The sequence below is a fragment of the Chenggangzhangella methanolivorans genome (assembly GCF_019797865.1).
Taxonomy (GTDB): Bacteria; Pseudomonadota; Alphaproteobacteria; order Rhizobiales; family Methylopilaceae; genus Methylopila; species Methylopila methanolivorans.
Map to the genome: position 1 here is coordinate 5,028,410 of NZ_CP081869.1, position 22,892 is coordinate 5,051,301.

Genomic DNA, 22,892 nt, shown 5'->3' on the forward strand with positions numbered 1-22,892 from the left:
CACGCGCTCTTCGTCTATCGGTTAGGACGTCAGCCTTTCACGCTGAAAAGACGGGTTCGACTCCCGTAGAGCGCGCCACCGGCCTTCAGCCTCCCGTTTTGTCTTAACCGTCGTGCGCGGCCCATGATTGACGGCTGCGCGCGCAGGCGTAGTTGAGGGTGTCGAGCTGCCGGTTCTCGACCGGCCGACGCCGGACCGCGCCGCATGAAGACATCGGCCCAGATCGCGATCGGCATCGCCTGCGCCTTCGGCGCCTTGCTGGCGTTCGGGATCCTCGACATCAAGCCGTCGGGTCCGACGCTCGAGCAGGCCGCCGAAGCCGAACGCGCCGAGCAGCGCGCCCAGAACGCCGAGATCTGCCGGCTCGCGCGTGATCGCCTCAGCCGTCTCAAGGCGGAGGACGATGGCGCGAAGCAAGAGCGCGAAGATGACGAACACGTCGTCCGCGTGAAGTGCGCGCCGCTTGGGCTTTGACTCGCCCGAGCGACGTTCGCCCGGCCGTAGACGAATGCGGGCAGGCCTGCCCGTCATAAGCTCGCCGGAAGCGTCGTCAGATGAGCAAGGCGGCTGCGGATCATGACCGTCCGGCGCTTGATCGACCGGCGTTCGGGTCGATCTTAGGCCTGTTCACATCGCGACTCCCCATCGCAGCCTTGGGCTGCGCCGCGCTTGACAGTGCCTCGGTCGGTGGCATACCAAATACCAATCTTAGCGCCGTTCTAGGGACGGTGGTCGAGATCAGCGGCGCGCCGCCCTTCGCGAAGCGTCCTCGGGTCAGCGGATCGGTGTCCGATGTCGGAAGCGATAAGCATTGACGACCTTGTGGCGAACGCCGGCGACGCGGTGATCGTGTCGGACGCCGACGGCGTCATCGTCGTCTGGAACGACGCGGCGAGCCGCGTCTTCGGTTTCAGCGCCGACGAGGCGATGGGCGAGACGCTCGACATCATCACGCCCGAGCGTCACCGCAAACGCCATTGGGACGGTTACGCGAAGTCGATGGAGACCGGGGAGACCCGGTATGGCGACGGCGAATTGCTGAAGGTGCCGGCGCTGCACAAGGACGGCCGCAAGCTGTCGATCGCATTTACCGTCGGAATGCTGTTCGGGTCCGACGGAAAGCCTTCAGGGGTCGCCGCGATCGTTCGGGACGAGACCGACCGGTGGGCCAAGGAAACAGACATGCGCAAGCGGATCTCGGAGCTCGAGGCCCGCGTCACAGACCTCCAGGGGCCGGTTCAGACCGGAGCCTGAACCTGAAAGCGTCCGAAAGGGCGCTCGATACGCAACGAAGACGAGACCCGCCGACGAAACGATCGCGGGCAATGGAGAGGACCCAATGAGCCAGCCGCTTGAAGGCATCAAGATCATCGATTTCACGCACGTTCAGGCGGGACCCGCTTGCACGCAGCTCCTCGCCTGGTTCGGCGCCGACGTCATCAAGGTCGAGCGCCCTGGCGCCGGCGACGTCACCCGCACCCAGCTGCGTCACGTCGAGGACGCCGACGCGCTCTACTTCACGATGCTGAACTCCAACAAGCGCTCGCTCACCCTCGACACCAAGACTCCCGAGGGCAAGGAAGTCCTGACGAAGCTCATCAAGGAGAGCGACGTCATGGTCGAGAACTTCGGCCCCGGCGCGCTCGACCGCATGGGCTTTTCCTGGAAGCACATCCAGGAGCTCAACCCGGGCATGATCCTCGCCTCGGTGAAGGGCTTCTCGGACGGCCATCACTACGAAGACCTGAAGGTCTACGAGAACGTCGCGCAGTGCGCCGGCGGCGCAGCCTCCACCACCGGCTTCTGGGACGGGCCCCCCACCGTGTCGGCGGCCGCTCTCGGCGACTCGAACACCGGCATGCATCTCGCGATCGGCATCCTCACGGCGCTGCATCACAAGAACAAGACCGGCCAGGGCCAGAAGGTCGCCGTGTCGATGCAGGATTCGGTGCTCAACCTCTGCCGCGTGAAGCTGCGCGACCAGCAGCGCCTCGACGCGCTCGGCTATCTCGAGGAATACCCGCAGTATCCGCACGGCGAGTTCACGGACGTGGTTCCGCGCGGCGGCAACGCCGGCGGCGGCGGTCAGCCGGGCTGGGTTCTGAAGTGCAAGGGCTGGGAGACCGATCCCAACGCCTACATCTACTTCACCATTCAGGGCCACGCCTGGGCCCCGATCTGCAAGGCGCTCGGCCGCGAGGAGTGGATCGACGATCCGGCTTACAACACCGCCCGCGCCCGCCAGGACAAGATCATGGACATCTTCGCCACGATCGAGGAGTGGCTGAAGGACAAGACCAAGTTCGAGGCGGTCGACATCCTGCGCAAGTTCGACATCCCGTGCTCGCCGGTGCTGTCGATGAAGGAGATCGCCGAGGACAAGTCGCTGCGTGAGAGCGGCACCGTCGTCGAGGTCGACCATCCGAAGCTCGGCAAGTATCTGACGGTCGGCAGCCCGATCAAGTTCTCGAACATGAAGGTCGAGGTGAAGGCTTCGCCGCTGCTCGGCGAGCACACCGACGAGGTTCTCAAGGGCCTCGGCTACACCGACCAGCAGATCGAGATGCTGCACCAGAACCGCGCGGTCTGATCCGCCGGATCCGACCCGCTAAGGTTCCGTCCTTGCGGCGGCGCGCATCCCTCGCGCGCCGCCGCCTCTTTCGTTCGATGGCGTCGGCCGCGCCGGCGCCGTAAGGCGAAAGCCGATGATGCACGCATTTTTCCGCCGCTTCGTTCCCGATCTCCCGCCGATCGGCCCGCGCGAGCGCATCCGCGGGGCGTTCGGGGCGCTGTTCGGCATCCTCGTCACCGGCCTCCTGAGCCACGCCGCTCTCGGGGACGGGAGCGCGCTGCCGATCATGATCGCGCCGATGGGCGCGTCCGCCGTGCTGCTGTTCGCCGCGCCCGCGAGCCCGCTCGCGCAGCCATGGTCGATCCTCGGCGGCAATCTCGTCGCCGCGCTCGTCGGCGTCACGGCGACGAAGCTGGTGCCCGATCCTTATCTCGCCTGCGCGCTCGCGATCGGCGTCGCGATCGCGATCATGACGGCGCTCAAATGCCTGCACCCGCCGAGCGGCGCGGTGGCGCTGACCGCGGTGCTGGGCGGTCCCGCCGTCACCACGCTCGGCTACGGCTTCGTGGTCTGGCCGGTGCTCGCCAATTCCGCGCTGCTGCTGGCGTCCGCGCTCGCCTTCAACAATCTCGCCGGCCGTCCCTATCCGCATCCGCGCGCGCAAGGGACGTCGCCGCGGCCGGTCGAGCCGGCGCGCTCGGCGCAGGAGGCGCTCGCCAGCGCCGACATCGACGCCGCGCTCGAGAATTTCGGCCAGCTGATCGACGTCGAGCGCAGCGACCTCGAGGCGATCCTGCGCGACGCGCAGCTGCGCGCCTACGCCCGCCGCTCCGGGCTCACCACCTGCGGCGAGATCATGACGCGCGGCGTGGTCGCGGTCGGACCGCACGCGCCGCTGAAGGAGGCGCTGGAGCTTCTCCGCCGCCACCGCGTCAAGGCGCTGCCCGTCACCGACGAGGGCGGCAGGGTTCTGGGCGTCGTCACCCAGACCGACCTGCTCGACAAGTCCGAATGGAGCGCCGCCGGCCCGCGCCTCGGCTTCCGGCGGCGGGTGCGGCTGGCGCTGACCCGCGTGCGCGCGCCGCACGGCGCGGTGGAGGACATCATGACCGCGCCGGCCATCACCGCGACGCCCGAGACGCCGGTCTCGGACGTCGTGGCGGCGATGGCGCGCTCGGGGCTGCATCACCTGCCGGTCGTCGACGGCGACGGAAAACTGCTCGGCGTCGTCTCGCAAACCGACATCGTCTCCGCGCTGCTCGCCGACGGCGCCAAGGCCTCGGAGATCGCCGCGTGATCGATCCGCACCTCGCAGGACGGCTCGACTTCGTGCATCGGCCGCCAAGCAGGGAGGCGCTCGGGCCGGGCCTGCACGAGCTCGGCCTGTTCGACGAGCGCGACGCCGTTCTCCTCGTGCCGGAGAGCGTCGATCCCCGCAGGCCGGCCCCGCTCATGACGCTGTTCCATGGCGGCGGCGGGTCGGCCCAAAAGATCCTGCCGATGATGCGCGATCACGCGCAGTCGCGCGGCTTCCTCCTGCTCGTTCCCCAGTCGCTGTTCCCGACCTGGGATCTCGTCATCGGCGGCAACGGACCCGACCGCGAGCGGCTCGACAGGGCGCTCGCGGAAGTCTCGTCGCGCTTCTTCGTCGATCCGCGGCGCTTCGCCTTCGCCGGCCACTCCGACGGCGGCAGCTACACCCTGTCGCTCGGGCCGACCAACGGGCATCTGGTCACCCACATGATCGTGTCGTCGGCGGGGTTCATGTCCGTGTTCCTCCAGACAGGCGCGCCGAAGGTCTTCATCTCGCACGGGACCAAGGACGAGCAGATCCCGATCGAGCGGAGCGGGCGGGTGCATTCCGCCAAGCTCAGCGAGGCCGGCTACGACGTCACCTATGTCGAATATGACGGGCCGCACGCCTGGCGGCCGGAGATCGCGCAGCGATCGGTCGACTTTTTCCTGGGATGACGCTTGCCGGATCGTCTGACGATCCCGGCCTCGATCCGCCATCTTTTTTGACGAATCCTCGGACCTCTAGGGGGCGCGGCGGTCATTCCGCCGCCGCGCGGCCGCCGCGCTGCGCCCGCAATTCAGGCGCTCGATCGCCGAAAGACTAGCTGGAACAAGCAGATCGTCGGCGCCATTTTCGCGCTCACGAAACGATCACGAACAGATCACGCGCCGGTGAAGATTGTTCTTGCCTTTTGGCATGGCAGGTACCAGCATTCTGGCATGCCAAAAGAACGCGATACGCGTCGGCAGTTTGGAAACGCAATTTAGAGGGTGGCTTATGAGCACTGAGCTCCGAGCCGGAGCGCCCGCCGAACGGGTGAGCGACGGCTATCGTTGGCTGCAATTGGCGGTCGGCGTGATCTGCATGGTGATGATCGCGAACCTCCAGTACGGCTGGACGTTCTTCGTCACCGACATCGAAAAGCAGTTCGGCTGGGATCGCGCGTCGATCCAGTGGGCCTTCACGCTGTTCGTGCTGTTCGAGACCTGGCTGGTGCCGGTCGAGGGCTGGTTCGTCGACCAGTTCGGTCCGCGCATCGTCGTGGTCTTCGGCGGCGTGATGTGCGGCGTCGGCTGGGTGATCAACGGCTTCGCGGATTCGCTGCCGATGCTCTATCTCGGGCAGATCATCGCCGGCATCGGCGCCGGCGCCGTCTATGGCACCTGCGTCGGCAACGCGCTGAAGTGGTTCCCGGACAAGCGCGGCCTTGCGGCCGGCATCACCGCGGCGGGCTTCGGCGCGGGCGCGGCGCTCACCGTCGCCCCGATCCAGTCGATGATCGCGAACTCCGGCTATCAGGCCGCGTTCATCTGGTTCGGCATCGGTCAGGCCGTCGTCATCGTCGCAATGTCGGTCTTCCTGCTCGCGCCGAAGGCCGGCCAGGTCCCGGCCCCGGTGGTCAAGGCCAACCTCGTGCAGACCCGCCGCGACTACCGGCCGCGCGAGGTGCTGAGGCATCCGATCTTCTGGCTGATGTACTTCATGTTCGTGATCGTCGGGGCCGGCGGCCTGATGATCACCGCCAACCTGAAGCCCATCGCGGCCGACTTCCACATCGACAAGATCCCGGTGACGCTCGCCGGCCTCACCATGACGACGGTGACGTTCGCCGCCACCATCGACCGCATCCTCAACGGCCTGACCCGTCCGTTCTTCGGCTGGGTTTCCGACAAGATCGGCCGCGAGCCGACGATGTTCATCGCCTTCGGCTTTGAAGGCGTCGGCATCTATCTGCTTTACCTTTACGGCCACGACCCGGTGCTGTTCGTGATCCTGACCGGCCTCGTGTTCTTCGCCTGGGGCGAGATCTACTCGCTGTTCCCCTCGACCTGCACCGACACCTTCGGGTCGAAGTTCGCCGCCACCAACGCCGGCCTGCTCTACACCGCGAAGGGCACGGCCGCGCTGCTGGTGCCGTTCGCCAGCACCCTGCAGACCGCGACCGGCAGCTGGGACTCGGTGTTTCTGATCGCGGCGGGCGCCAACATCCTCGCCTCGTTGCTCGCCATCACGGTGCTCAAGCCGTGGCGGCGGAGCGTCGTCGCCCGCGCCGAGCGCGAGGTGTCCGGCGCGCACGCCGTCCCGGCGGAGTGACGCCTTCCGGGCGCGCGGGATCTCCAGGGTCTCGCGCGCACGCCTCGAACGAAGAACGCCCGACGCGACGCGTCGGGCGTTCTTTTTGAGATCCGCCTGAAATCGTTTTCTGTTCAGGGGCAATGCCTGCGCAGCACGCGCATCGCGTCGCTGACGCCCTTAAGCGAGAACTCGTAGCGCGTCTGCGAGCCACGCTTCGACACCGTCGAGACCGTCATCTTGGCGCCCGACCTCATCGCGGCCAGAAGCTCGTCCTCGCGAGGGCGGGACAGCCAGGCGGCCTTTCCCTCGGTCAGCAGCTGGAAATTTTCGCCGCCGATCACGGCGCGCCCTTCCGCTTTCGCCGACTGGTCGTAGCCGAACTGAAGGCTCGCCTCCGACCGGACGTCCTCCCGGGTCGTGCTGCGCACGAAGAAGGACACCAGCCCGTGGTCGGCCGCGCGGGGGAACGCCGCCGAGGGGTTGGCGTAGATGAAGCAGCCCTTCCGCTCGCCGTCGTCATAGGTCCAGACGCTCCAGCTCTCGAACCTGCCGAGGTTCTTCTGCGTCGCGGCCTCGGCTGCGGAGCCGAGCATAAGGATGAGGACTGCGGCTGACAGGCCGGTGCGCTTCATTTTCAACGCCTTTACGCTACGAACGATGCGCCTGGGGGAAGGGCGCGCCGCAATGCTGCCGCCCAGATTTCGCAGAGTCGTTAAACGCGCGATCACATCTGTGCGGGCGCCGACTTTCGACGAGCGCTATGGGGTAGTAGGGTGCGAGACAGACAATCAGAGCGACGTCGTCAGGCGCCGGGTCTCGAGTCGATGAAAGCCGTTCGCCAATGACGACGCCATACGCCGACCTGCCCCCGGAGCGGTATTGGCGCTCCGGCGTCGCGGACGTCCATGCGACGGGACTTTCCGGCCTCTACCAAAAAAAGTTCGACATCGCTCGAAAAGACAGGATCGCGACCGCCGGAAGCTGTTTCGCGCAGCATGTCGCCCGCCACTTGACGAAGCACGACTTCAATGTGCTCGACGCCGAGACGTCGCCCCTCGATCTGCCGGACGAGGTCGCGCGCCGCTTCGGCTACCGCATCTATTCCGGCCGCTATGGCAACCTCTACACCGCACGCCAACTGCTTCAGCTGCTGAAGGACGCGGCGTCGGGGACGGTCCGGCCGGAAGACGTCTGGGAGAAGAACGGCCGTTTCTACGACGGGCTGCGCCCGTCGGTCGAACCCGATGGCCTCGCCTCGCCGGAAGAGGTGATGGCGCATCGGCGCGAGCATCTCGGCTTCGTCGACGAGCTGTTCTCCAATGTCGACGTGCTGATCTTCACGCTGGGCCTCACCGAGGCCTGGGTTCACCGCGCGAGCGGCGCGGTCTATCCGATCTGTCCCGGCGTGATCGCCGGCGCGTATGACCCGGCCGAGCACGCCTTCAAGAACTTCGAGTTCGACGAGATCCTCGCCGACATGCTCGAGGTCAACGAGATCCTGAAGGCGCGCAACGGGAACTTCCGGATGATGGTGACGGTCTCGCCGGTCCCGCTCACCGCGACCGCGTCCGGCGACCATGTGCTCGCCGCCACGACGTTCTCCAAATCGACGTTGCGGGCCGTCGCGGGGTCGCTGCGGAACCGCTGCGACAACATCGATTACTTCCCGTCCTACGAGATCATCACCTCGCCGTCGTCGCGGGGAATGTTCTACGAGCCGAACCTGCGCTCCGTGACCGAGATCGGGGTCGAGACGGTGATGAAGACCCTGCTGTCGCAGCATGCCGGCGACAAGCCTGCCGAGGCCGCGCCCAAGGAGCGGCCGGCGCCTGAAAAGGACGACGCTCCGCGAAAGGCCAAGCGGGGCGGCGGCAAGAAGAAAAAGGACGACCTCGTCTGCGAGGAGATCCTTCTCGAGGCGTTCGCTCGCTAGAGGCGGCGACCGCAAGGCGTTTGAAAGTCGGCGTGGCGTATCGATGAAGACAGCATGCGTGATCGGCAACTCCCACATCGGGGCGATCAAGTCCGGGTGGGACCGGATCGACGAAGCGTCGCGTCCTGTGGCGCTGGAGTTCTTCGGCAGCAAATCGCAGTCGCTGCAGCGGACCTTCGTCGAGGACGGCGTCCTCAAGTCCGATGACGAGCAGATCCAGCGCAGCCTCCTGCGCACCGGCGGCGCGCCGGAGATCGATCTGCGCCGCTACGACATGTTCGTGCTCGTCGGGGGCGGGGTGCATTTCAAGGCGCTCGGCAGGATGCTGCGCAACGCGACGCTTTACCCCGACGCGACGCCCGGCCGTCGCCTGGTGTCGCAACCCGCGCTCACCGAAGCGTTCCGTCGCCGGGTCGAGGCGTTGGCGGCCTGGGATCTCTCCGTCATGATCTCGAGCGTCACCGACGCGCCCATCTATGTCCTGCCCGAACCGTTCTTCGACAAGGACGTCATGAAGGCCACCCACAAGCCCTTCATGAAGCAGATCCACGAGCTGGGGATCGGCGAGCAGGCGGCGGCGGCGTTCGACGCGGCCTGCGAACGGACGTTCTCGCGCTTCGGCGGCTTCGTCGCGCAGCCCCGGGAGACGCGGGAGGACCACATCTTCACCGCGTCGAAATACGCGCTCGCGCCGGTGAGCATGCGGCGCATGATGGACATGGATCTCGACGCCCGCGACGACGACTTCGTGCACAAGAACGACGAGTACGGCGAGCTCATGATGCGGGCCTTCCTCGCGCTCGCCGGATTGAGCGCTTCGAAGTGACGGCCGGGCGTCAGCGCTTTCCGTAGAGCACGTCGCGCAGGGCCGGGCTGCGGATCCAGAGGCCGCCCCACATCACCGCGCCCACATAAACGCCGAACAGCACATGCGTGAACAGCGGGCTTCCGACGCGCACATGGGTCGCGATCGCCCCGCCGAGATAGCCCGTCAGCAGAACCGCGCCGAACACGGAGGAGGGCGGATAGGCGTAGAGCAGCGTGGCGGCGATCTGGATGACGCCGAGCGTGCGCAGCAATGCGGGGTCCGTCGGCCAGCCGAGGGCCTGCATCGTGTCGGTGACGGGCTGCAGCGGAACGAGCTTCATCGCTCCGTCGGCGAGCAGGAACAGGATCGCGAGCCCGCTGAGCGCCCGCCCGGCCCAGGCCTCGCGCGAGCTTCGACCTGCGGGCGGAGGAGGCGAGGCGGTCATGGGTCGGATCCTCTGGGCCGGAAGGCGCGAGCACGAAGTCGCACGCTAGCGCGATTCCGGTCCTGACGTGCGAGCGCCCGCCTCCTCGCGGGGCGGGCGCGCCGCAAAGGCGTCGCGGCTCAGTCTTCGATGACGCGGACCACCCGATGGCTGCCGGGATCGACGATGAAGATGCGTTCGTCGTCGGTCTCGAAATAGCTGTAGGTCGTGTAGGTCGGCTCCGTCTCGACCACGGTCGCGGGCACGCGCCGGACAGCGATGGTGCGCGGCACGGCCGTTCCGACCGAAACGTCCGAGCCTTCGAAGGTGGAGCGCGATACGCGGCGGCCGCCGCCGTCGTCGCTCGCAAATCGCTGACGGATCGAGCGACGCTGCTCGACGTCCACGTCCGACGAGGCCCGCCGCGCGCTGCGCCGCGCCACGTCGACGTCGTCGCGCGAGGACACAGTCGTCCTGGTCCGCGAGCGGCCATTGTCTTCGTCATAGCCGCGGCGGTCGCGATCGCCGACCTTCACCTTGACGTCGAGGCTGTCGCGCTCACGGTCGGCGCGCTTGCCGTCTCGGTCGCTGTCGCGGCGATCCTTGCCGTCCCTGTCCGAGATCTTCACCTTGGCCGAAACCGAGGCGTCGTCGCGGTCCGCGCGATCCTTGCGGCCGTCGCGATCCTTGCCGCCGCGCTCAGCGGAGACGCGGGACTTTTCGCCGTCGTCGCGCCGGTCCTTTCCGTCCCGGTCCCCGCGAACGTCCATCGCCGCCCGCTCGTCGCGATCGGCGCGACGATCGTCCTCCTCCGCGCCGCGCGCCCCACGGACATCTTGCGCTGCAGCAGCGGTATCGGAGGTAGGCTCCGACGTTCTGGCGTCCTGCCTGTCGGCGGACTGAGACGGGTCGCGGTCGCCCGACTTCGACGCCTGATCGAGCTGCGCGTTCGCGTTCCGGGAGGCGCTTCCGCCCGACATCTCGCGATCGCCGCGATCCTGATCCTGAGCGAAAGCGGTCGCCGGCGCGACAAGCAACGCGACCGCGGCGGCGGTCGTCATAAGAAGATGTCTCATGGAATTGGCCCTCTCAGACCGTGCGATACGGTCAGTGGCGCGCCCTCGGGCTGAGAACGTCGATGTCTGTCGATGGTTCCCGACAGCGTGATCGTCGCGTAAGGGCGCAAGTCTGGTCGCGCGTGCGGCGCTTCGAGCGTCGTTCGGATCTATTCTCCGCCAGCGTGATGTCTTGTTATGGCCCTGGAAGTCCGTTCGGACCGAAACCATCGCCGTTCGCGCGGCTGATGACGCCCGCCTCTCGGACCGCGCGCTTGCGACGGCCCGAAGCTCGATCGCCATGCTGCACTGCATAATAATTGTGCGCTTGACGCATCAAAATTAGGCGATAGGGTTTCCCAATAAGATCAAAAATATCCTCGCAAGAAATGTGAGGAAGGGGACGAACGCCTATGTCGAACCACGAGTCGCGCGTCGACGCGATGTACGGCCGCGACAAGCTCGCGGCCTATATTTCCGTCATAACCGTTTGGGCGGTCTATCTTTTCGTATTCTGGAGGATGGCGGACCACATCGCCGCCAGCGGCCTCACCTGGCTGATGCTTGGGCTCGGCGCGATGGTGCTGCTGCTCAACACCGCCGCGGTCATGGCGCTCATCCGCCACTACCGCGAGGACAAGGCCGCGATCTACGGCACCGACATCTACTATCTGGACCGTATCGCCGCCGAGAAGAGGGCTGCGCGATGAGCAAGCCTCCCTACGAGCCGCCCGCCCAATCGGTCTTCGGCCAGGTGGTCGACGCCTTTCTGGTGCTCGCGCTGGTGCTGGTCACGCTCTATCTGCCGCTGCTGCTTGGCCTCGCTGGCGGCGGCGTCGACGTGAAGACCTTCGACGCGCCGACCTGGGAGGCGCTCGGCCAGAACGCCGCGATGGCCGAGCAATGGACCAAGCTCGGCTTCGATCCGGCCAAGGCCGCCGAGATCATCGGCAAGCGCTTCGACTACGCGTTCTCCTGGGGCGCGCTGATCGCCACCATCGTGGTCATCGTCGGCTACTTCGCCTTCATGCTGCGCTGGTCCGACAAGGAATACCGCGACGTCATCGCCGAGCGCTTCGCCGACGGCGACGGGCCCGCGGAGCCCATCCGCCGCCAAGTGCCGAACGACTGACCCCACAAGGACCCGAAGCCATGATCATGGTGCTCAACTACGGGGCCTGGGCGATCTCCGCCTGCCTCGCGCTCTGGATGCTCTGGGACATGCTGTCCACCAACCGCAGCTACAGCGAAGCCTACCTCACCTCCTCGGCCGAGGGCGAAATCATCGACGCCGAGATCGGCGAGACGGCGGCGAGGCGCTGATGGTCGACATCTCCAACACGCCCGGCGCGATCGCCGGAACGACCGCCGCCGCGACGCCCAAGCGCGTCGCCCTGAAGCGCGTGCTCGGCCCCGCGCATGTCTGGGGATTGGGCGTCGGCATCGTGCTCGTCGGCGAGTTCATGGGCTGGAACTTCGCGGTGGGGAAGGGCGGGGCGCTCGCGGCGCTCACCGCCTGCTGGCTCGCGGGCATCCTCTACACCTGTGTCGCGATGATCGACTCGGAGGTGACCTCGACGGTCGCGGCCGCGGGCGGGCAATATGCGCAGGCCAAGCACATCATCGGGCCGCTCGCGGCGTTCAATGTCGGGCTCTACCTCGTCATGGCCTACACCATGCTCGAGGTCTCAAACGCGATCGTCACCGGCGACCTCATCCAGGCCTTCGCGGCCAACATGGGTCTTGCGGGCGAGGTCGACAAACGCGCCTTCATGGTGCTCGTCATCGTGTTCCTCGCCTGGCTGAACTATCGCGGCGTGCTCGCGACGCTCACCATCAACTACATCATCACCGCCATCGCCTTCGCGGCGATCCTGACGCTGTTCGTCGCCGTGAACCCGCTCACCCCCCGGCACGGTGGTGATGCACGACCAGCTGCTGACGGGGCTGCCCTATGGCGGGCTCGGCATTCTCGCCGCGATGCATTTCGGCCTGTGGTTCTATCTCGGCATCGAGGGCACCACGCAGGCGGCCGAAGAGGTGCGCTCGCCGGCGCGCTCGCTTCCGCTCGGCACGCTCACCGGCATCATGACGCTGCTGATCGCCGCGACGCTCACCTGGTACATCGGCTCCGGCCTGATGCCCTGGGAATATCTCGGCCAGGCGGTGACCCCGCTCTATGACGCCGCGCGCCTCACCGGCTCGCTGCCGCTCGAGATCTTCCTCTTCGTCGGCACGCTGTTCGCGACTTTGGCTTCGGCGAACGGCTGCATCAACGACGCCTCGCGGGCCTGGTTCGCCATGGGCCGCGACCGCTACATGCCGGTCTGGTTCGGCGCGGTGCACCCGAAGTACCACACGCCCTACCGCTCTGTGGTGTTCTTCGTGCCGATCGCGATCCTGTTCGCGATCTCGACCCCGCTCGACCAGACCATCACGCTGTCGATCCTGTCGGGCCTGCTCGGCTACACCATCATGGCCATCGGCGTGATGATGTTCCGCAAGAAGTGGCCGCTCGGCTCGATCACCCGCGGCTATGTGCACCCGCTGCACCCGCTGCCCGCGATCCTGCTGCTGGGCCTGTGCGGCATCACCTATGTGGCGGTGTTCCTCGGCTACGGCACGCAGCTCCTCGCCATGATGGTGTTCTACATCGGCGCCTCGCTCTGGTTCGTCCTCCACCGCTACAAATATGTGCGGCGCGGCGACCAGTTCACGATGCCCTGGCCCAAGCCCAAGGGGTACTGAGGCCGATGGCCGGAGCCCTGCTCCTCGTTGCGGCCGTCGCGGTTTTCACCGCGGCGGCTGTGGCCGTCATGCGCGCGGGCCGGCGCGAACGAGCGGCGAGGGCCAGCGTCCTCGCCGACTGCGGCGGCCTCCTCTCAGGCTCCGTGGCCGCGCTGACGCCCGCCGGCTATGGAACGCTGCGCGGACATTTCGCCGGCTATCCGGCGGCGCTGACGCCGATCGCCGAGGCTTTGGCGTTCCGACGCCTGCCGCAGCTCTGGATCTCGGCCGCGATGAAGCGGGACGGCGGGGCAGGGGCGTTCGAGATCATCCCGCCGCCCCACGGGGGCGGAGTTCTTCGCCGGCGGCGCGGGCCTTCCCGCCTCAGCCGCGCCGCCCCGGCTCTGGCCGCAGGACACGAGCGTCCGGTGCGACGAGGCGGGGCGGGCGCTTTTGCGCATGTGCGAAGCCGCGCTCGCCGTTCCGCTGGCCGATCCGCGCGTAAAAGTCGTCGCAGTTACGCCGCGCGGCGTGCGCGTCGTCCGGCAGGCGGCGCAGGGCGAGCGCGGGGCCTATCTTTTGTTCCGCGACGCGAAGTTTCCGCGCGGCGGAGTTCCGCGCGAACAGGCGCTCGCGGCGCTGTCGCTCGCGGCCGCCATCGCGCGGCTGCTGTCGGGAGACGAGATCGATGTCCGCGACGCCGCCTGATCCTCGCCTCGTGCTCGTCCTCGCCGCGGTTTTTCCGGGGATGGGCCATGTCGTCATCGGCCGGGCGATGCGCGGGCTCGGCTTCGCGTTCTTCACCGTGATCGGGTTTGGCTGACGGCGAAGTTCGCAGCGCCCGACGTCTCCTTCGTCGGGCGACACGCGGCGGGCTTCTTCGTCTGGGCCCTGTCGATCCCCGACGCCTATCGCGCCGCCCGTATGGATTTTGAGCGCGCCCGCGTTGGTCGATAGGCGAGGGAGCCGCTGCCCTTGTCCCGGACTTGATCCGGGACCCAGAACCGAACCGGATGCAGACAGACGCGGCGAGGTCGCTGATCTTTCCGGGTGGCTCGACGGTTCTGGGTCCCGGATCACGTCCGGGACAAGAACGCGGCGTTTCCAGCGCTAACTGAGCCTCACTCGAACCGCGCGCTTTTCGGCGTCATCCCCTCGGCCTTGGCGAAGTCGCCCGCCGGCGCCTTGGCCTCGCCCTCGGGCTGAACGCGCGTGACCTTCATGCGGCCGTCGGCGCAGACGACCTGAAACCCGTCTTCCTCCACGGCGACGATCTCGCCGAGCTTGCCGCCGATCTCCTTCGGGGTCTTGGCGGGCATCGGCGTCGCGTCGAGGATCTTGACCGTCTTGCCGTTGAGCGTCGTCCAGGCGCCGGGCGCCGGATTGCCGCGGATCAGACGGTCGATCTGCTCCCAAGGCTTGCCCCAGTCGATCTTGGCGTTCGCCGCGCGGCAGAGGCCCTCATAGGTCGCGAGCGCCTCGTCCTGTTTGATCTTGGGCGCCTTGCCGGCCTTCACGAGATCGACCGCCTCGAGCATCGCCTCGACGCCCATGGAAACAGGCGGTCGAAATAGACCGAGCCGAGCGTGTCCTTGGGGCCGATCGGCGTGGTTTTCTGGAGAAGCACGTCGCCGGTGTCGAGGCCGTCGTCGGGCCAGAAGATCGAAAGGCCCGTCTGCGTCTCGCCCTTGATGATCGGCCAGTTGATCGCCGAGGCGCCGCGATAGGCCGGCAGCAGGGACGGATGATACTGGATCGAGCCGTGGGTCGGGATGTTGAGGAACCCCGACGGCACGAACAGGGTCACGAAGGCCATCACCTGCAGGTCCGGCTTCAGCGCCCGAAACTCTTCCGCCACCTGCTCGTCCTTGTAGGACGAGGGCTGGCGCACCTCGAGGCCGGCGGCGAGGGCGGCCTCCTTCAGCGGGTCGGCCTTCTGGCCTTCCTTTTCAGGCGCCACATAGACCGCCACGACCTCGTCTCCGCGCGCAAGCAGCGCCTCGAGCACGGCCTTGCCGAAAGCCTGCTGTCCGTGGACGACGATGCGCATGGTGGCTGATCCCTGTCTTTTCTCGATCGACGCGGATTGCGTGCTTCGAGACGCCGACCCTCGCGGGCCGGCTCCTCAGCATGAGGACCGTTTGAAAATCTCCAAACCGACCTCATGCAGAGGAGCGCCAAAGGCGCGTCTCGAAGCACGCAGTTCGCTTCCGCACGCGTTTTAACGCAAAAGCCCGCCGCGCCGAGGCGCGACGGGCTTAAAAAGCAGGGATCAGGCTGAACCTATTCGGCCGCGAGCTTGGCCACCTGGCCGACCGCGCCGGAGTTCTCGATCTCGGCGATCTCGTTGTCGTTGTAGCGCAGAACGTCCTTCAGGATCTCGCCGGTGTGCTCGCCGAGCAGCGGCGAACGCGTGACCTCGACAGGGCTGCCCGACAGCTTGATGGGGCTGCCGACCGACAGATACTTGCCGCGGGTCGGATGATCGACCTCGACCACGGTTCCGGTCGCGCGCAGGGCCTCGTCCTCGGCGATCTCCTTCATGGACAGGATCGGACCGCACGGGATGTCGTACTCGTTGAGGATGTCCATGGCCTCGAACTTGTCGTGCTTCATGGTCCACGCCTCGATGCGCGTGAAGATCTCGTTGAGGTGCGGCAGGCGCGCCTTCGGGGTGGCGTAGCCCGGATCGGTCTTCCAGCCCGGCTCGCCGATGATGTCGCAGATCGGATCCCACACCGCGGCCTGGGTGATGAAGTAGATGTAGGCGTTGGGATCGTGCTCCCAGCCCTTGCACTTGAGGATCCGGCCCGGCTGGCCGCCGCCCGAGTCGTTGCCGGCGCGCGGGGTCGCCTCGCCGAACTCCACGCCTTCGCCGAACTGGCTGTATTCCTTGAGCGGGCCATGCTCGAGACGCTGCTGGTCGCGCAGCTTGACGCGGCAGAGGTTGAGCACGGCGTCCTGCATGGCGCAGTCGACGCGCTGGCCCTTGCCCGAATGGGTGCGGTGGTAGAGCGCCGTGACGATGCCGAGCGCGAGATGGAGGCCCGTGCCCGAGTCGCCGATCTGGGCGCCGGTCACCATCGGGATGTCGTCGCGGAAGCCGGTGGTCGAGGCCGAGCCGCCGGCGCACTGCGCGACGTTCTCATAGACCTTGCAGTCCTGGTAGCGGCCGGGGCCGAAGCCCTTCACGGACGCGACGATGAGCTTGGGGTTGGCTTCCTGCAGCTTCTCCCAGGAGAAGCCCATGCGGTCGAGCGCGCCGGGCGCGAAATTCTCGACGAGCACGTCGCACTCCTTCACCAGCCGCCAGAGCACTTCCTTGCCCTTGGGATTCTTGGTGTCGATCGTGATCGAGCGCTTGTTGTGGTTCAGCATCGTGAATAGAGGCTGTCCACGTCAGGAATGTCCTGAAGCTGCTGGCGCGTCGCGTCGCCGGCTCCGGGGCGCTCGACCTTGATGACGTCGGCGCCGAACCAGGCGAGGAGCTGCGTGCAGGTCGGGCCCGACTGGACATGCGTGAAGTCCAGAATGCGGACGCCCTGGAGAGCCTTTTCCATGATGTGTTCCCTGTAATGCGTCGCGCGTCGTCCGCCGGCGCGCCTTGACGCTTAGATGACCGCGCGGAACGCGCGCCGTCAATTCGTCTCTGGCATACCCTATACCTGATCTTACGGCCGCCGGCGTTTTGCGCCGGCGGCCGCAGTGCAGACTTTAGGATAAGCTAGAGGTCAGGCTTTCTTCTTCTTGACGACGCTCTGCGGGTTGAGGCTGCCGATGTTGCCGCTCTCGCTGCCCGCCGCCGGATCGATCTCGGCGTTGATGAGCGTCGGCTTGCCGCTGTCCATCGCGGCGTCGACCGCGCGCTTCAGCTCGTCCGGGGTCGTGACGTTGACGCCCACGCCGCCGAAAGCCTCCATCATCTTGTCGTAGCGCGCGCCCGGCACGAACACGGTGGTGCCCGGGTCACGGCCCGTCGGGTCCGTGTCGGTGCCGCGATAGATGCCGTTGTTGTTGAAGATGACGATGCAGACCGGGAGATTGTACCGGCAGATCGTCTCGACCTCCATGCCGGAGAAGCCGAAGGCCGAGTCGCCCTCGACCGCGAGCACCGGCTTGCCGGTTTCGATCGCGGCCGCGACCGCGAAGCCCATGCCGATGCCCATGCCCCAGGTGCCGACGTCGAGGCGCTTGCGCGGCTTGTACATGTCGATCACGCCGCGGGCGAGGTCGAGCGTGTTGGCGCCCTCATTCACGAGGATCGCGTCCGGACGCTCCTTGATGACCTGCTTCAGCGCGCCGAGCGCGCCGTGGAAGTCCATCGGGGCGGCGTTCTTGCCGAGCTTGGCCGCCATCTTGGAGATGTTGGCTTCCTTCTTGGCGTTGATCGTCGAGGTCCACTCGGACGGCACGCCCGGCCAGCTCTTGTCGATGCCGGCCAGCAGCGCCTTCACCACCGAGCCGATGTCGCCGACGAGCGGAGCCGCGATCTCGACGTTCGAATCCATCTCGCGCGGCTCGATGTCGACCTGGATGAACTTCTTCGAGCCCGGCTCGCCCCACTGCTTGCCCTTGCCGTGGCTGAGCAGCCAGTTGAGGCGCGCGCCGACGAGCAGCACGACGTCGCTGTCCTTCAGCACGGTCGAGCGCGCGGCGCCGGCCGAAAGCTCATGGTTGTCGGGCAGCAGGCCCTTGGCCATGCTCATCGGGATGTAGGGGATGCCGGACTTCTCGACGAGCTCGCGGATCTCGTCGTCGGCCTGCGCGTAGGCCGCGCCCTTGCCGAGGATGATCAGCGGCTTCTTGGCGCCCTTCAGCAGGTCGAGCGCGCGCTTGACCGCGTGAGGGGCCGGGATCTGCTCGGGCGCGGCGTCGATCACCTTGACGAGCGAGGCCTCGCCCTTCGCGGCGTCGACCACCTGACCGAAGAGCTTGGCGGGCAGGTCGAGATAGACGCCGCCCGGACGGCCCGAGACCGCGGCGCGGATGGCGCGCGCGACGGCGATCCCGATGTCCTCGGCGTGGAGCACGCGGAACGCCGCCTTGCAGAGCGGCTTGGCGATCGCGAGCTGGTCCATCTCCTCGTAGTCGCCCTGCTGGAGGTCGACGATCTCGCGCTCCGAGGAGCCCGAGATCAGGATCATGGGAAAGCAGTTGGTGGTGGCGTTGGCGAGGGCGGTCAGGCCGTTCAGGAAGCCCGGGGCCGAAACCGTGAGGCAGATGCCCGGCTTCTTGGTGAGGAAGCCCGCGATCGCGGCGGCGTTGCCGGCGTTCTGCTCGTGGCGGAACGAGATGACGCGCAGGCCCTCTTCCTGGCACATGCGGCCGAGGTCGGTGATCGGAATGCCCGGGACGCCATAGATCGTCTCGATGCCGTTCAGCTTCAGGGCGTCGATGACGAGATGGAAGCCGTCGGTGAGCTCCTGCTCGGTCTGCGGCTCTTCAACGGTCTTCAGTACGGCCACGCTGCTCATTGGTGTTTCCTCCAGCCCTTCGTTTCTTTGTTCGCGCGCGGTTCAGTCCAGCGTCACGAAACGGTCGACATGCTCGCGAAGCTTGAGCGTGTGCTCGCGAACGAGACGTTCGGCGCGTTCGCCGTTTCTCGCCTCGATCGCCTCGACGATGTCCTTGTGGTCGACGACGGACCGCTTGGCCCGGTCGCGCTCGTAGATCGTCCGGCGCCTGATCGCGCGAACGTGCACGAAGAGGCCGTTGGCCATCTCCTCGATCATCTTGCAGCGCGATAGCGAAATGATGGCCTGATGGAACCGGATGTTGACGTCCGAATACTCGAACATGTGGCTGCCGACGTCCGCGCCGTTGAAGCCGTCGACCAGCGCATGGAGGCTCACGATCTCCTCGTCGGTCGCGACTTCGGCGGCCAGTCGCGCCGCCATGCTCTCGAGCGCGGCCCAGACCGTGATCATCTCGAGCATTTCAACTTTGGTCTTGCGCGCGATGTAGATCCCGCGGCGAGGACGATGCGCACGAGGCCCTCCAGCTCAAGCTGCGCAAGAGCTTCTCGGAGCGGCGTGCGGCTCACGCCGAAGCGGAGCGACAGAGCACGCTCGTCGAGCCGCAGCTGTGCGTCTTCTTGATAGATATCCATCCCCGCGATCGCGCTCTTTAAGGCGTCGTAGGCGCGCCACTTGAGGCTCGGCGAATCGTCGATCGGCTGGATGTCCAGGTCGGCGTTGGCCATGGAAAGAGGCGCCTCGTCCCGCGTCGGGCCGGTCTCTGCGGGCCCGTGGTTCTTGGCATACCATATACCGAGCCGATTTCGGCTTGCAACTATCGTTTTACACGTGGCTCGGCTGCTGCAATGCAACGTAAAAAGGCATATTGCATACCAGTTCAGCCACAGATAGCGTCTTTGTCAGAGCACGTCGGGATCGGGCGAGAAACGCCCGGCCAGTAAAGACGGCCATCGGGGTGGAGGAACGCGCATGGAGGAGCTTGGCTCCCTGCTGGGCGGATTCGCGGTCGCGATTTCGCCTTACAAACATCATGCTCATGGTGCTCGGCATCGTTCTGGGCGTGGTGATCGGGGTGCTGCCGGGGCTCGGGGGAGCCAACGGCGTCGCCATTCTTCTTCCGCTCACCTTCTCGATGGATCCGACCTCGGCCATCATCATGCTCACCTCCATCTACTGGGGGGCGTTGTTCGGCGGGGCGATCACCTCGATCCTCTTCAACATTCCAGGCGAGCCATGGTCGGTCGCCACCACCTTCGACGGCCATCCGATGGCCCAGAGGGGCAAGGCCGACGAGGCGCTGGTGGGGGCCTTCACCTCGTCCTTCGTCGGCGCGATCTTCGCCGTCATCCTCATCACTTTCCTCGCGCCTGTCATCGCCAAGTTCGCGCTGCGCTTCGGCCCGGCTGAGTTCTTCGCGGTCCAGTTCCTGACCTTCGCGAGCTTCCTCGGCATGGGCCGCGGCTCCGCGTTCAAGACGCTCGCCTCGATGTGCCTCGGCTTCGCGCTCGCCTCCGTCGGCCTCGACGGGGTGACGGGCACGCTGCGCCTCACCTTCGGCTATGACGAGCTGCTGAACGGCTTCAAGTTCCTGGTCGCGGTCATCGGTCTCTTCGGCATCGGCGAGATCCTGTCGTCGATGGAGGAGGGCCTGAGCTTCCGCGGCGCCGCCGCCAAGCTGAAGATGGACGCGGTCATCCGCACCTGGCGCCAGCTGCCCAAGATGGGGTTCACCTTCCTGCGCAGCTGCATCGTCGGCGCCTGGATGGGCATCACGCCCGGCGGCGCGACGCCCGCCTCCTTCATGGGCTACGGCCTCGCCAAGCGTTTCTCCAAGAACGGCCGCAACTTCGGCAAGGGCGAGCTCGAGGGCGTCGTGGCGCCTGAGACCGCGGCCCACGCCGCCGGCACGGCCGCGATGCTGCCGATGTTGACGCTGGGCATCCCCGGTTCGCCGACCGCGGCCGTGCTGCTCGGCGGCCTGCTGATCTGGGGCCTTCAGCCCGGCCCGCTGCTCTTCGTCGAGCAGAAGGAGTTCGTCTGGGGCCTCATCGCCTCGATGTATATGGGCAACCTCGTCGGCCTCGTGATCGTGCTGACCTGCGTGCCGCTCTTCGCCGCGATCCTGCGGGTGCCGTTCTCGATCGTGGCGCCCGCCATCGTGGTGGTCTGCGCCATCGGCGCCTACACGGTGAACAACTCCATGTTCGACGTGTGGATGATGCTGGTCTTCGGCGTCATGGGCTACTTCTTCACCAAGCTCGGCTACCCGCTGCCGCCGCTGGTCCTTGCGCTCGTGCTCGGCGACCAGGCCGAGAGTTCGTTCCGCCAGGCCATGCTGTCGAGCCAGGGCGACGTCACCATCTTCTGGCACAACTGGCTGAGCGGCTCGATCATGACGCTCGGCGTGATCCTCGCGCTTTGGCCATTGGTATCAATGCTGTTCAACAAGAAAGGTGATGACGCGGCGCGCGCCGCCGCGTGAGGATGCATGACCTTGGGATTTGGCGCGCCAAACCCCCGAGACACGAGTTCAAAGGCGAAAGCCGCGAAACAAGCGGCGACCTGGGAGGACTGCGCATGCTCACCAACACACTCAAGAAGACCGCGCTCGCGCTTGCGGCCGGCGTCGCGGTCCTCGCCGCGCCGGTCGCCGCCATGGCCGCGTGGGAACCGACGAAGCCCGTCACCTTCATCATCCCGGCCGGCACGGGCGGCGGCGCGGACCAGATGGCCCGCTTCATCCAGGGCGTGATCCAGAAGAACAATCTGATGGAGAAGCCCGTCGTCGTGCTCAACAAAGGCGGCGGCGCGGGGGCCGAAGGCTTCCTGGAAATGAAGTCCTCGGCGCGCGATCCGCACAAGATCATCATCACGCTGTCGAACCTGTTCACGACCCCGCTCGGGACCGGCACGCCGTTCTCCTACAAGGACATGAGGCCGGTCGCGATGCTCGCGCTCGACCAGTTCATCCTGTGGACCAACGTCGAGAAGAACTACGCCGACGCCAAGGCCTACATCGACGCGGTGAAGGCCGCGCCCGACCGCCAGTTCAAGATGGGCGGCACCGGATCCAAGCAGGAAGACCAGATCATCACCGCGGCGATCGAGAAGCAGCTCGGCGACAAGCACTTCACCTATCTGCCCTTCGACGGCGGCGGCAAAGTCGCGGTGCAGCTCGTCGGCGGCCATGTGGACAGCTCGGTCAACAACCCGATCGAGGCGGTGGCCCAGTGGCGCGGCAAGCAGCTGAAGCCGCTCTGCATCTTCGACGCCAAGCGCTCGACCTACACCGACAAGGTGACGGACGACATGGCCTGGAGCGACATCCCGACCTGCCACGAGGCTGGTCTCGACGTCGAGTACCAGATGCTGCGCGGCATCTTCACCACCTCCGGCGCGACCGACGAGCAGGTCGCCTTCTACGTGGATCTCTTCAAGAAGGTCATGGCGACCGAGGACTGGAAGGAGTTCATGAAGAAGGGCGCGTTCAACCAGACCTTCATGACCGGGCCCGAGTTCGACAAGTGGCTCGCCGCGACCGAGGCCAAGCACAAGGAACTGATGCAGGGCGCGGGTTTCCTCGCGGCCTCGCAGTAACCAGCAACGGGCCCGCAGAGGCCTGACGAAGAACGACCGGAGGCGACGAGGTTTCACCGATGAGCGACATCACCGAACCCCGCAAGGACGACGACGAGCCTGCTCTCGTCAGTCACAGGACGGCCGACATCGTCGTCGCCTGCCTGTTCCTTGTCGCCTCCGCCATCGTCATCAAGGACGCGACCCGGCTCGGCTTCAGTTGGCGGCCGAACGAGGGGCCGGCCCCTGGCTACTTCCCGTTCTACATCGCCGTCGTGATGGCGATCTCGAGCGCCATCAACCTCGCCCGGGCCGTCATCTCGAAGGCTGAAGCCGACGAGACGCTCACCACGAAGACCGGCGTGCTGCGCATGTCGGCGATCTTTGTGCCGGCGCTGATCTACGTCTTCGCCACGAGCTACATCGGCATCTATGTGGCCTCGGCCATCTATATCGCCGCCTTCATGTACTTCTTCGGCAAGTTCCCGATTTGGAAGTCGCTTGCGGTCGCGCTCGGAATTTCGGGCGTCAGCTTCGTGATGTTCGAGATCTGGTTCCTCGTGCCGCTGCCCAAGGGCCCGATCGAGGCCGCCTTCGGCTTCTGAGCCTGCGCTTAAAAGCAGCGCTTCGCCAGGGTTGGCGAGGCGCTGTTTTCTTGTCTGACGCCGCCTGGAGGCGCGTCGACGCGAGCGCCCCGTGGAACGATCGCGCCTTGCTCGAAGATCTCC

General features: G+C 66.6%; 22 protein-coding genes, 1 tRNA gene and 4 pseudogenes. 18 read left to right on the forward strand and 9 right to left on the reverse strand.

Features of this window, described 5'->3' with window-relative positions:
- Window positions 1-3 precede the first annotated feature (3 nt).
- The 7 genes from K6K41_RS26520 to oxlT all read left to right on the forward strand — a co-directional run bounded on the left by K6K41_RS26520 (window position 4) and on the right by oxlT (window position 6,182).
- A tRNA-Glu gene (locus K6K41_RS26520) sits at window positions 4-78 on the forward strand.
- Between the two features lie 126 nt (window positions 79-204).
- Window positions 205-474 carry a hypothetical protein gene (locus K6K41_RS26525; protein ID WP_261403018.1) on the forward strand — a complete coding sequence of 90 codons (270 nt, stop codon included), beginning with the start codon at window positions 205-207 and terminating at the stop codon, window positions 472-474.
- A gap of 318 nt (window positions 475-792) precedes the next feature.
- A complete protein-coding gene (locus K6K41_RS26530) occupies window positions 793-1,254 on the forward strand; it encodes a PAS domain-containing protein (protein WP_261403019.1) in 462 nt (153 codons plus the stop codon).
- 85 nt (window positions 1,255-1,339) lie between these two features.
- Window positions 1,340-2,590 (forward strand): formyl-CoA transferase, encoded by a 1,251-nt coding sequence (gene frc / locus K6K41_RS26535; protein WP_261403020.1) that lies wholly within the window; start codon window positions 1,340-1,342, stop codon window positions 2,588-2,590.
- A gap of 118 nt (window positions 2,591-2,708) precedes the next feature.
- Window positions 2,709-3,869: an HPP family protein gene (locus K6K41_RS26540; RefSeq protein ID WP_261405837.1), complete on the forward strand. Its 1,161-nt coding sequence runs from the start codon at window positions 2,709-2,711 to the stop codon at window positions 3,867-3,869.
- Complete coding sequence (locus K6K41_RS26545) at window positions 3,866-4,543, forward strand: alpha/beta hydrolase (RefSeq protein WP_261403021.1); 678 nt, start codon at window positions 3,866-3,868, stop codon at window positions 4,541-4,543. The genes K6K41_RS26540 and K6K41_RS26545 overlap by 4 nt, the downstream gene beginning before the upstream one ends.
- A 322-nt stretch (window positions 4,544-4,865) precedes the next feature.
- Window positions 4,866-6,182 carry an oxalate/formate MFS antiporter gene (oxlT, locus tag K6K41_RS26550; protein ID WP_261403022.1) on the forward strand — a complete coding sequence of 439 codons (1,317 nt, stop codon included), beginning with the start codon at window positions 4,866-4,868 and terminating at the stop codon, window positions 6,180-6,182.
- Between the two features lie 113 nt (window positions 6,183-6,295).
- Here the strand turns inward: oxlT and K6K41_RS26555 are convergent, their stop codons facing one another.
- Window positions 6,296-6,796 carry an invasion associated locus B family protein gene (locus K6K41_RS26555; RefSeq protein ID WP_261403023.1) on the reverse strand — a complete coding sequence of 167 codons (501 nt, stop codon included), beginning with the start codon at window positions 6,794-6,796 and terminating at the stop codon, window positions 6,296-6,298.
- A 209-nt stretch (window positions 6,797-7,005) separates the two neighbouring features.
- Between K6K41_RS26555 and K6K41_RS26560 the strand changes: the two genes are divergently transcribed.
- Both K6K41_RS26560 and K6K41_RS26565 read left to right on the forward strand, forming a co-directional pair.
- Window positions 7,006-8,097: a GSCFA domain-containing protein gene (locus K6K41_RS26560; RefSeq protein WP_261403024.1), complete on the forward strand. Its 1,092-nt coding sequence runs from the start codon at window positions 7,006-7,008 to the stop codon at window positions 8,095-8,097.
- 58 nt (window positions 8,098-8,155) lie between these two features.
- A complete protein-coding gene (locus K6K41_RS26565; protein WP_261403025.1) occupies window positions 8,156-8,923 on the forward strand; it encodes a hypothetical protein in 768 nt (255 codons plus the stop codon).
- Window positions 8,924-8,933: 10 nt separating this feature from the next.
- On the opposite strand, the gene K6K41_RS26570 is transcribed toward K6K41_RS26565, so the two are convergent.
- Both K6K41_RS26570 and K6K41_RS26575 read right to left on the reverse strand, forming a co-directional pair.
- Window positions 8,934-9,350, reverse strand: coding sequence for a DoxX family protein (locus K6K41_RS26570; RefSeq protein WP_261403026.1), 417 nt, complete (start codon window positions 9,348-9,350; stop codon window positions 8,934-8,936).
- A 119-nt stretch (window positions 9,351-9,469) separates the two neighbouring features.
- Window positions 9,470-10,405: a DUF1236 domain-containing protein gene (locus tag K6K41_RS26575; protein ID WP_261403027.1), complete on the reverse strand. Its 936-nt coding sequence runs from the start codon at window positions 10,403-10,405 to the stop codon at window positions 9,470-9,472.
- Between the two features lie 392 nt (window positions 10,406-10,797).
- On the opposite strand from K6K41_RS26575, the gene K6K41_RS26580 reads away from it, so the two are divergent.
- From K6K41_RS26580 to K6K41_RS26605, 6 genes and pseudogenes are all read left to right on the forward strand, one after another.
- Window positions 10,798-11,094: a hypothetical protein gene (locus K6K41_RS26580; RefSeq protein WP_261403028.1), complete on the forward strand. Its 297-nt coding sequence runs from the start codon at window positions 10,798-10,800 to the stop codon at window positions 11,092-11,094.
- Window positions 11,091-11,516 carry a hypothetical protein gene (locus K6K41_RS26585; protein ID WP_261403029.1) on the forward strand — a complete coding sequence of 142 codons (426 nt, stop codon included), beginning with the start codon at window positions 11,091-11,093 and terminating at the stop codon, window positions 11,514-11,516. The genes K6K41_RS26580 and K6K41_RS26585 overlap by 4 nt, the downstream gene beginning before the upstream one ends.
- A 20-nt stretch (window positions 11,517-11,536) precedes the next feature.
- On the forward strand, window positions 11,537-11,707 hold the full coding sequence (locus tag K6K41_RS26590) for a hypothetical protein (protein ID WP_261403030.1): 171 nt from the start codon (window positions 11,537-11,539) through the stop codon (window positions 11,705-11,707).
- Window positions 11,708-11,847: 140 nt separating this feature from the next.
- A pseudogene (locus K6K41_RS26595) lies at window positions 11,848-13,132 on the forward strand (APC family permease).
- Between the two features lie 438 nt (window positions 13,133-13,570).
- Window positions 13,571-13,819 carry a hypothetical protein gene (locus tag K6K41_RS26600; RefSeq protein WP_261403031.1) on the forward strand — a complete coding sequence of 83 codons (249 nt, stop codon included), beginning with the start codon at window positions 13,571-13,573 and terminating at the stop codon, window positions 13,817-13,819.
- Window positions 13,800-14,068: pseudogene (locus K6K41_RS26605) on the forward strand (hypothetical protein). Before K6K41_RS26600 ends, K6K41_RS26605 begins: the two are co-directional and overlap by 20 nt.
- A gap of 164 nt (window positions 14,069-14,232) precedes the next feature.
- Here the strand turns inward: K6K41_RS26605 and K6K41_RS26610 are convergent.
- From K6K41_RS26610 to K6K41_RS29845, 6 genes and pseudogenes are all read right to left on the reverse strand, one after another.
- Window positions 14,233-14,664, reverse strand: a complete 432-nt coding sequence (locus tag K6K41_RS26610) for a methionyl-tRNA formyltransferase (RefSeq protein WP_261403032.1) — start codon at window positions 14,662-14,664, stop codon at window positions 14,233-14,235.
- The gene (locus tag K6K41_RS26615) at window positions 14,625-15,161 is read right to left on the reverse strand and encodes a methionyl-tRNA formyltransferase (RefSeq protein ID WP_261403033.1); all 537 of its coding nucleotides are present in this window, start codon (window positions 15,159-15,161) and stop codon (window positions 14,625-14,627) included. Before K6K41_RS26615 ends, K6K41_RS26610 begins: the two co-directional genes overlap by 40 nt.
- 233 nt (window positions 15,162-15,394) lie before the next feature.
- A pseudogene (gene frc, locus K6K41_RS26620) lies at window positions 15,395-16,671 on the reverse strand (formyl-CoA transferase).
- 171 nt (window positions 16,672-16,842) lie between these two features.
- Window positions 16,843-18,585 carry an oxalyl-CoA decarboxylase gene (oxc, locus tag K6K41_RS26625; protein WP_261403034.1) on the reverse strand — a complete coding sequence of 581 codons (1,743 nt, stop codon included), beginning with the start codon at window positions 18,583-18,585 and terminating at the stop codon, window positions 16,843-16,845.
- A 42-nt stretch (window positions 18,586-18,627) separates the two neighbouring features.
- Window positions 18,628-19,047, reverse strand: a complete 420-nt coding sequence (locus K6K41_RS29840) for a GntR family transcriptional regulator (protein ID WP_315855093.1) — start codon at window positions 19,045-19,047, stop codon at window positions 18,628-18,630.
- Window positions 19,035-19,313 carry a GntR family transcriptional regulator gene (locus K6K41_RS29845; RefSeq protein ID WP_315855094.1) on the reverse strand — a complete coding sequence of 93 codons (279 nt, stop codon included), beginning with the start codon at window positions 19,311-19,313 and terminating at the stop codon, window positions 19,035-19,037. The genes K6K41_RS29840 and K6K41_RS29845 overlap by 13 nt, the downstream gene beginning before the upstream one ends.
- A 244-nt stretch (window positions 19,314-19,557) precedes the next feature.
- On the opposite strand from K6K41_RS29845, the pseudogene K6K41_RS26635 reads away from it, so the two are divergent.
- The 3 genes and pseudogenes from K6K41_RS26635 to K6K41_RS26645 all read left to right on the forward strand — a co-directional run bounded on the left by K6K41_RS26635 (window position 19,558) and on the right by K6K41_RS26645 (window position 22,769).
- Window positions 19,558-21,070 (forward strand): annotated as a pseudogene (locus K6K41_RS26635) (tripartite tricarboxylate transporter permease).
- Window positions 21,071-21,165: 95 nt separating this feature from the next.
- Complete coding sequence (locus K6K41_RS26640; RefSeq protein ID WP_261403035.1) at window positions 21,166-22,185, forward strand: tripartite tricarboxylate transporter substrate binding protein; 1,020 nt, start codon at window positions 21,166-21,168, stop codon at window positions 22,183-22,185.
- 59 nt (window positions 22,186-22,244) lie between these two features.
- On the forward strand, window positions 22,245-22,769 hold the full coding sequence (locus K6K41_RS26645) for a tripartite tricarboxylate transporter TctB family protein (protein ID WP_261403036.1): 525 nt from the start codon (window positions 22,245-22,247) through the stop codon (window positions 22,767-22,769).
- The last annotated feature ends 123 nt before the right edge of the window (window positions 22,770-22,892 follow it).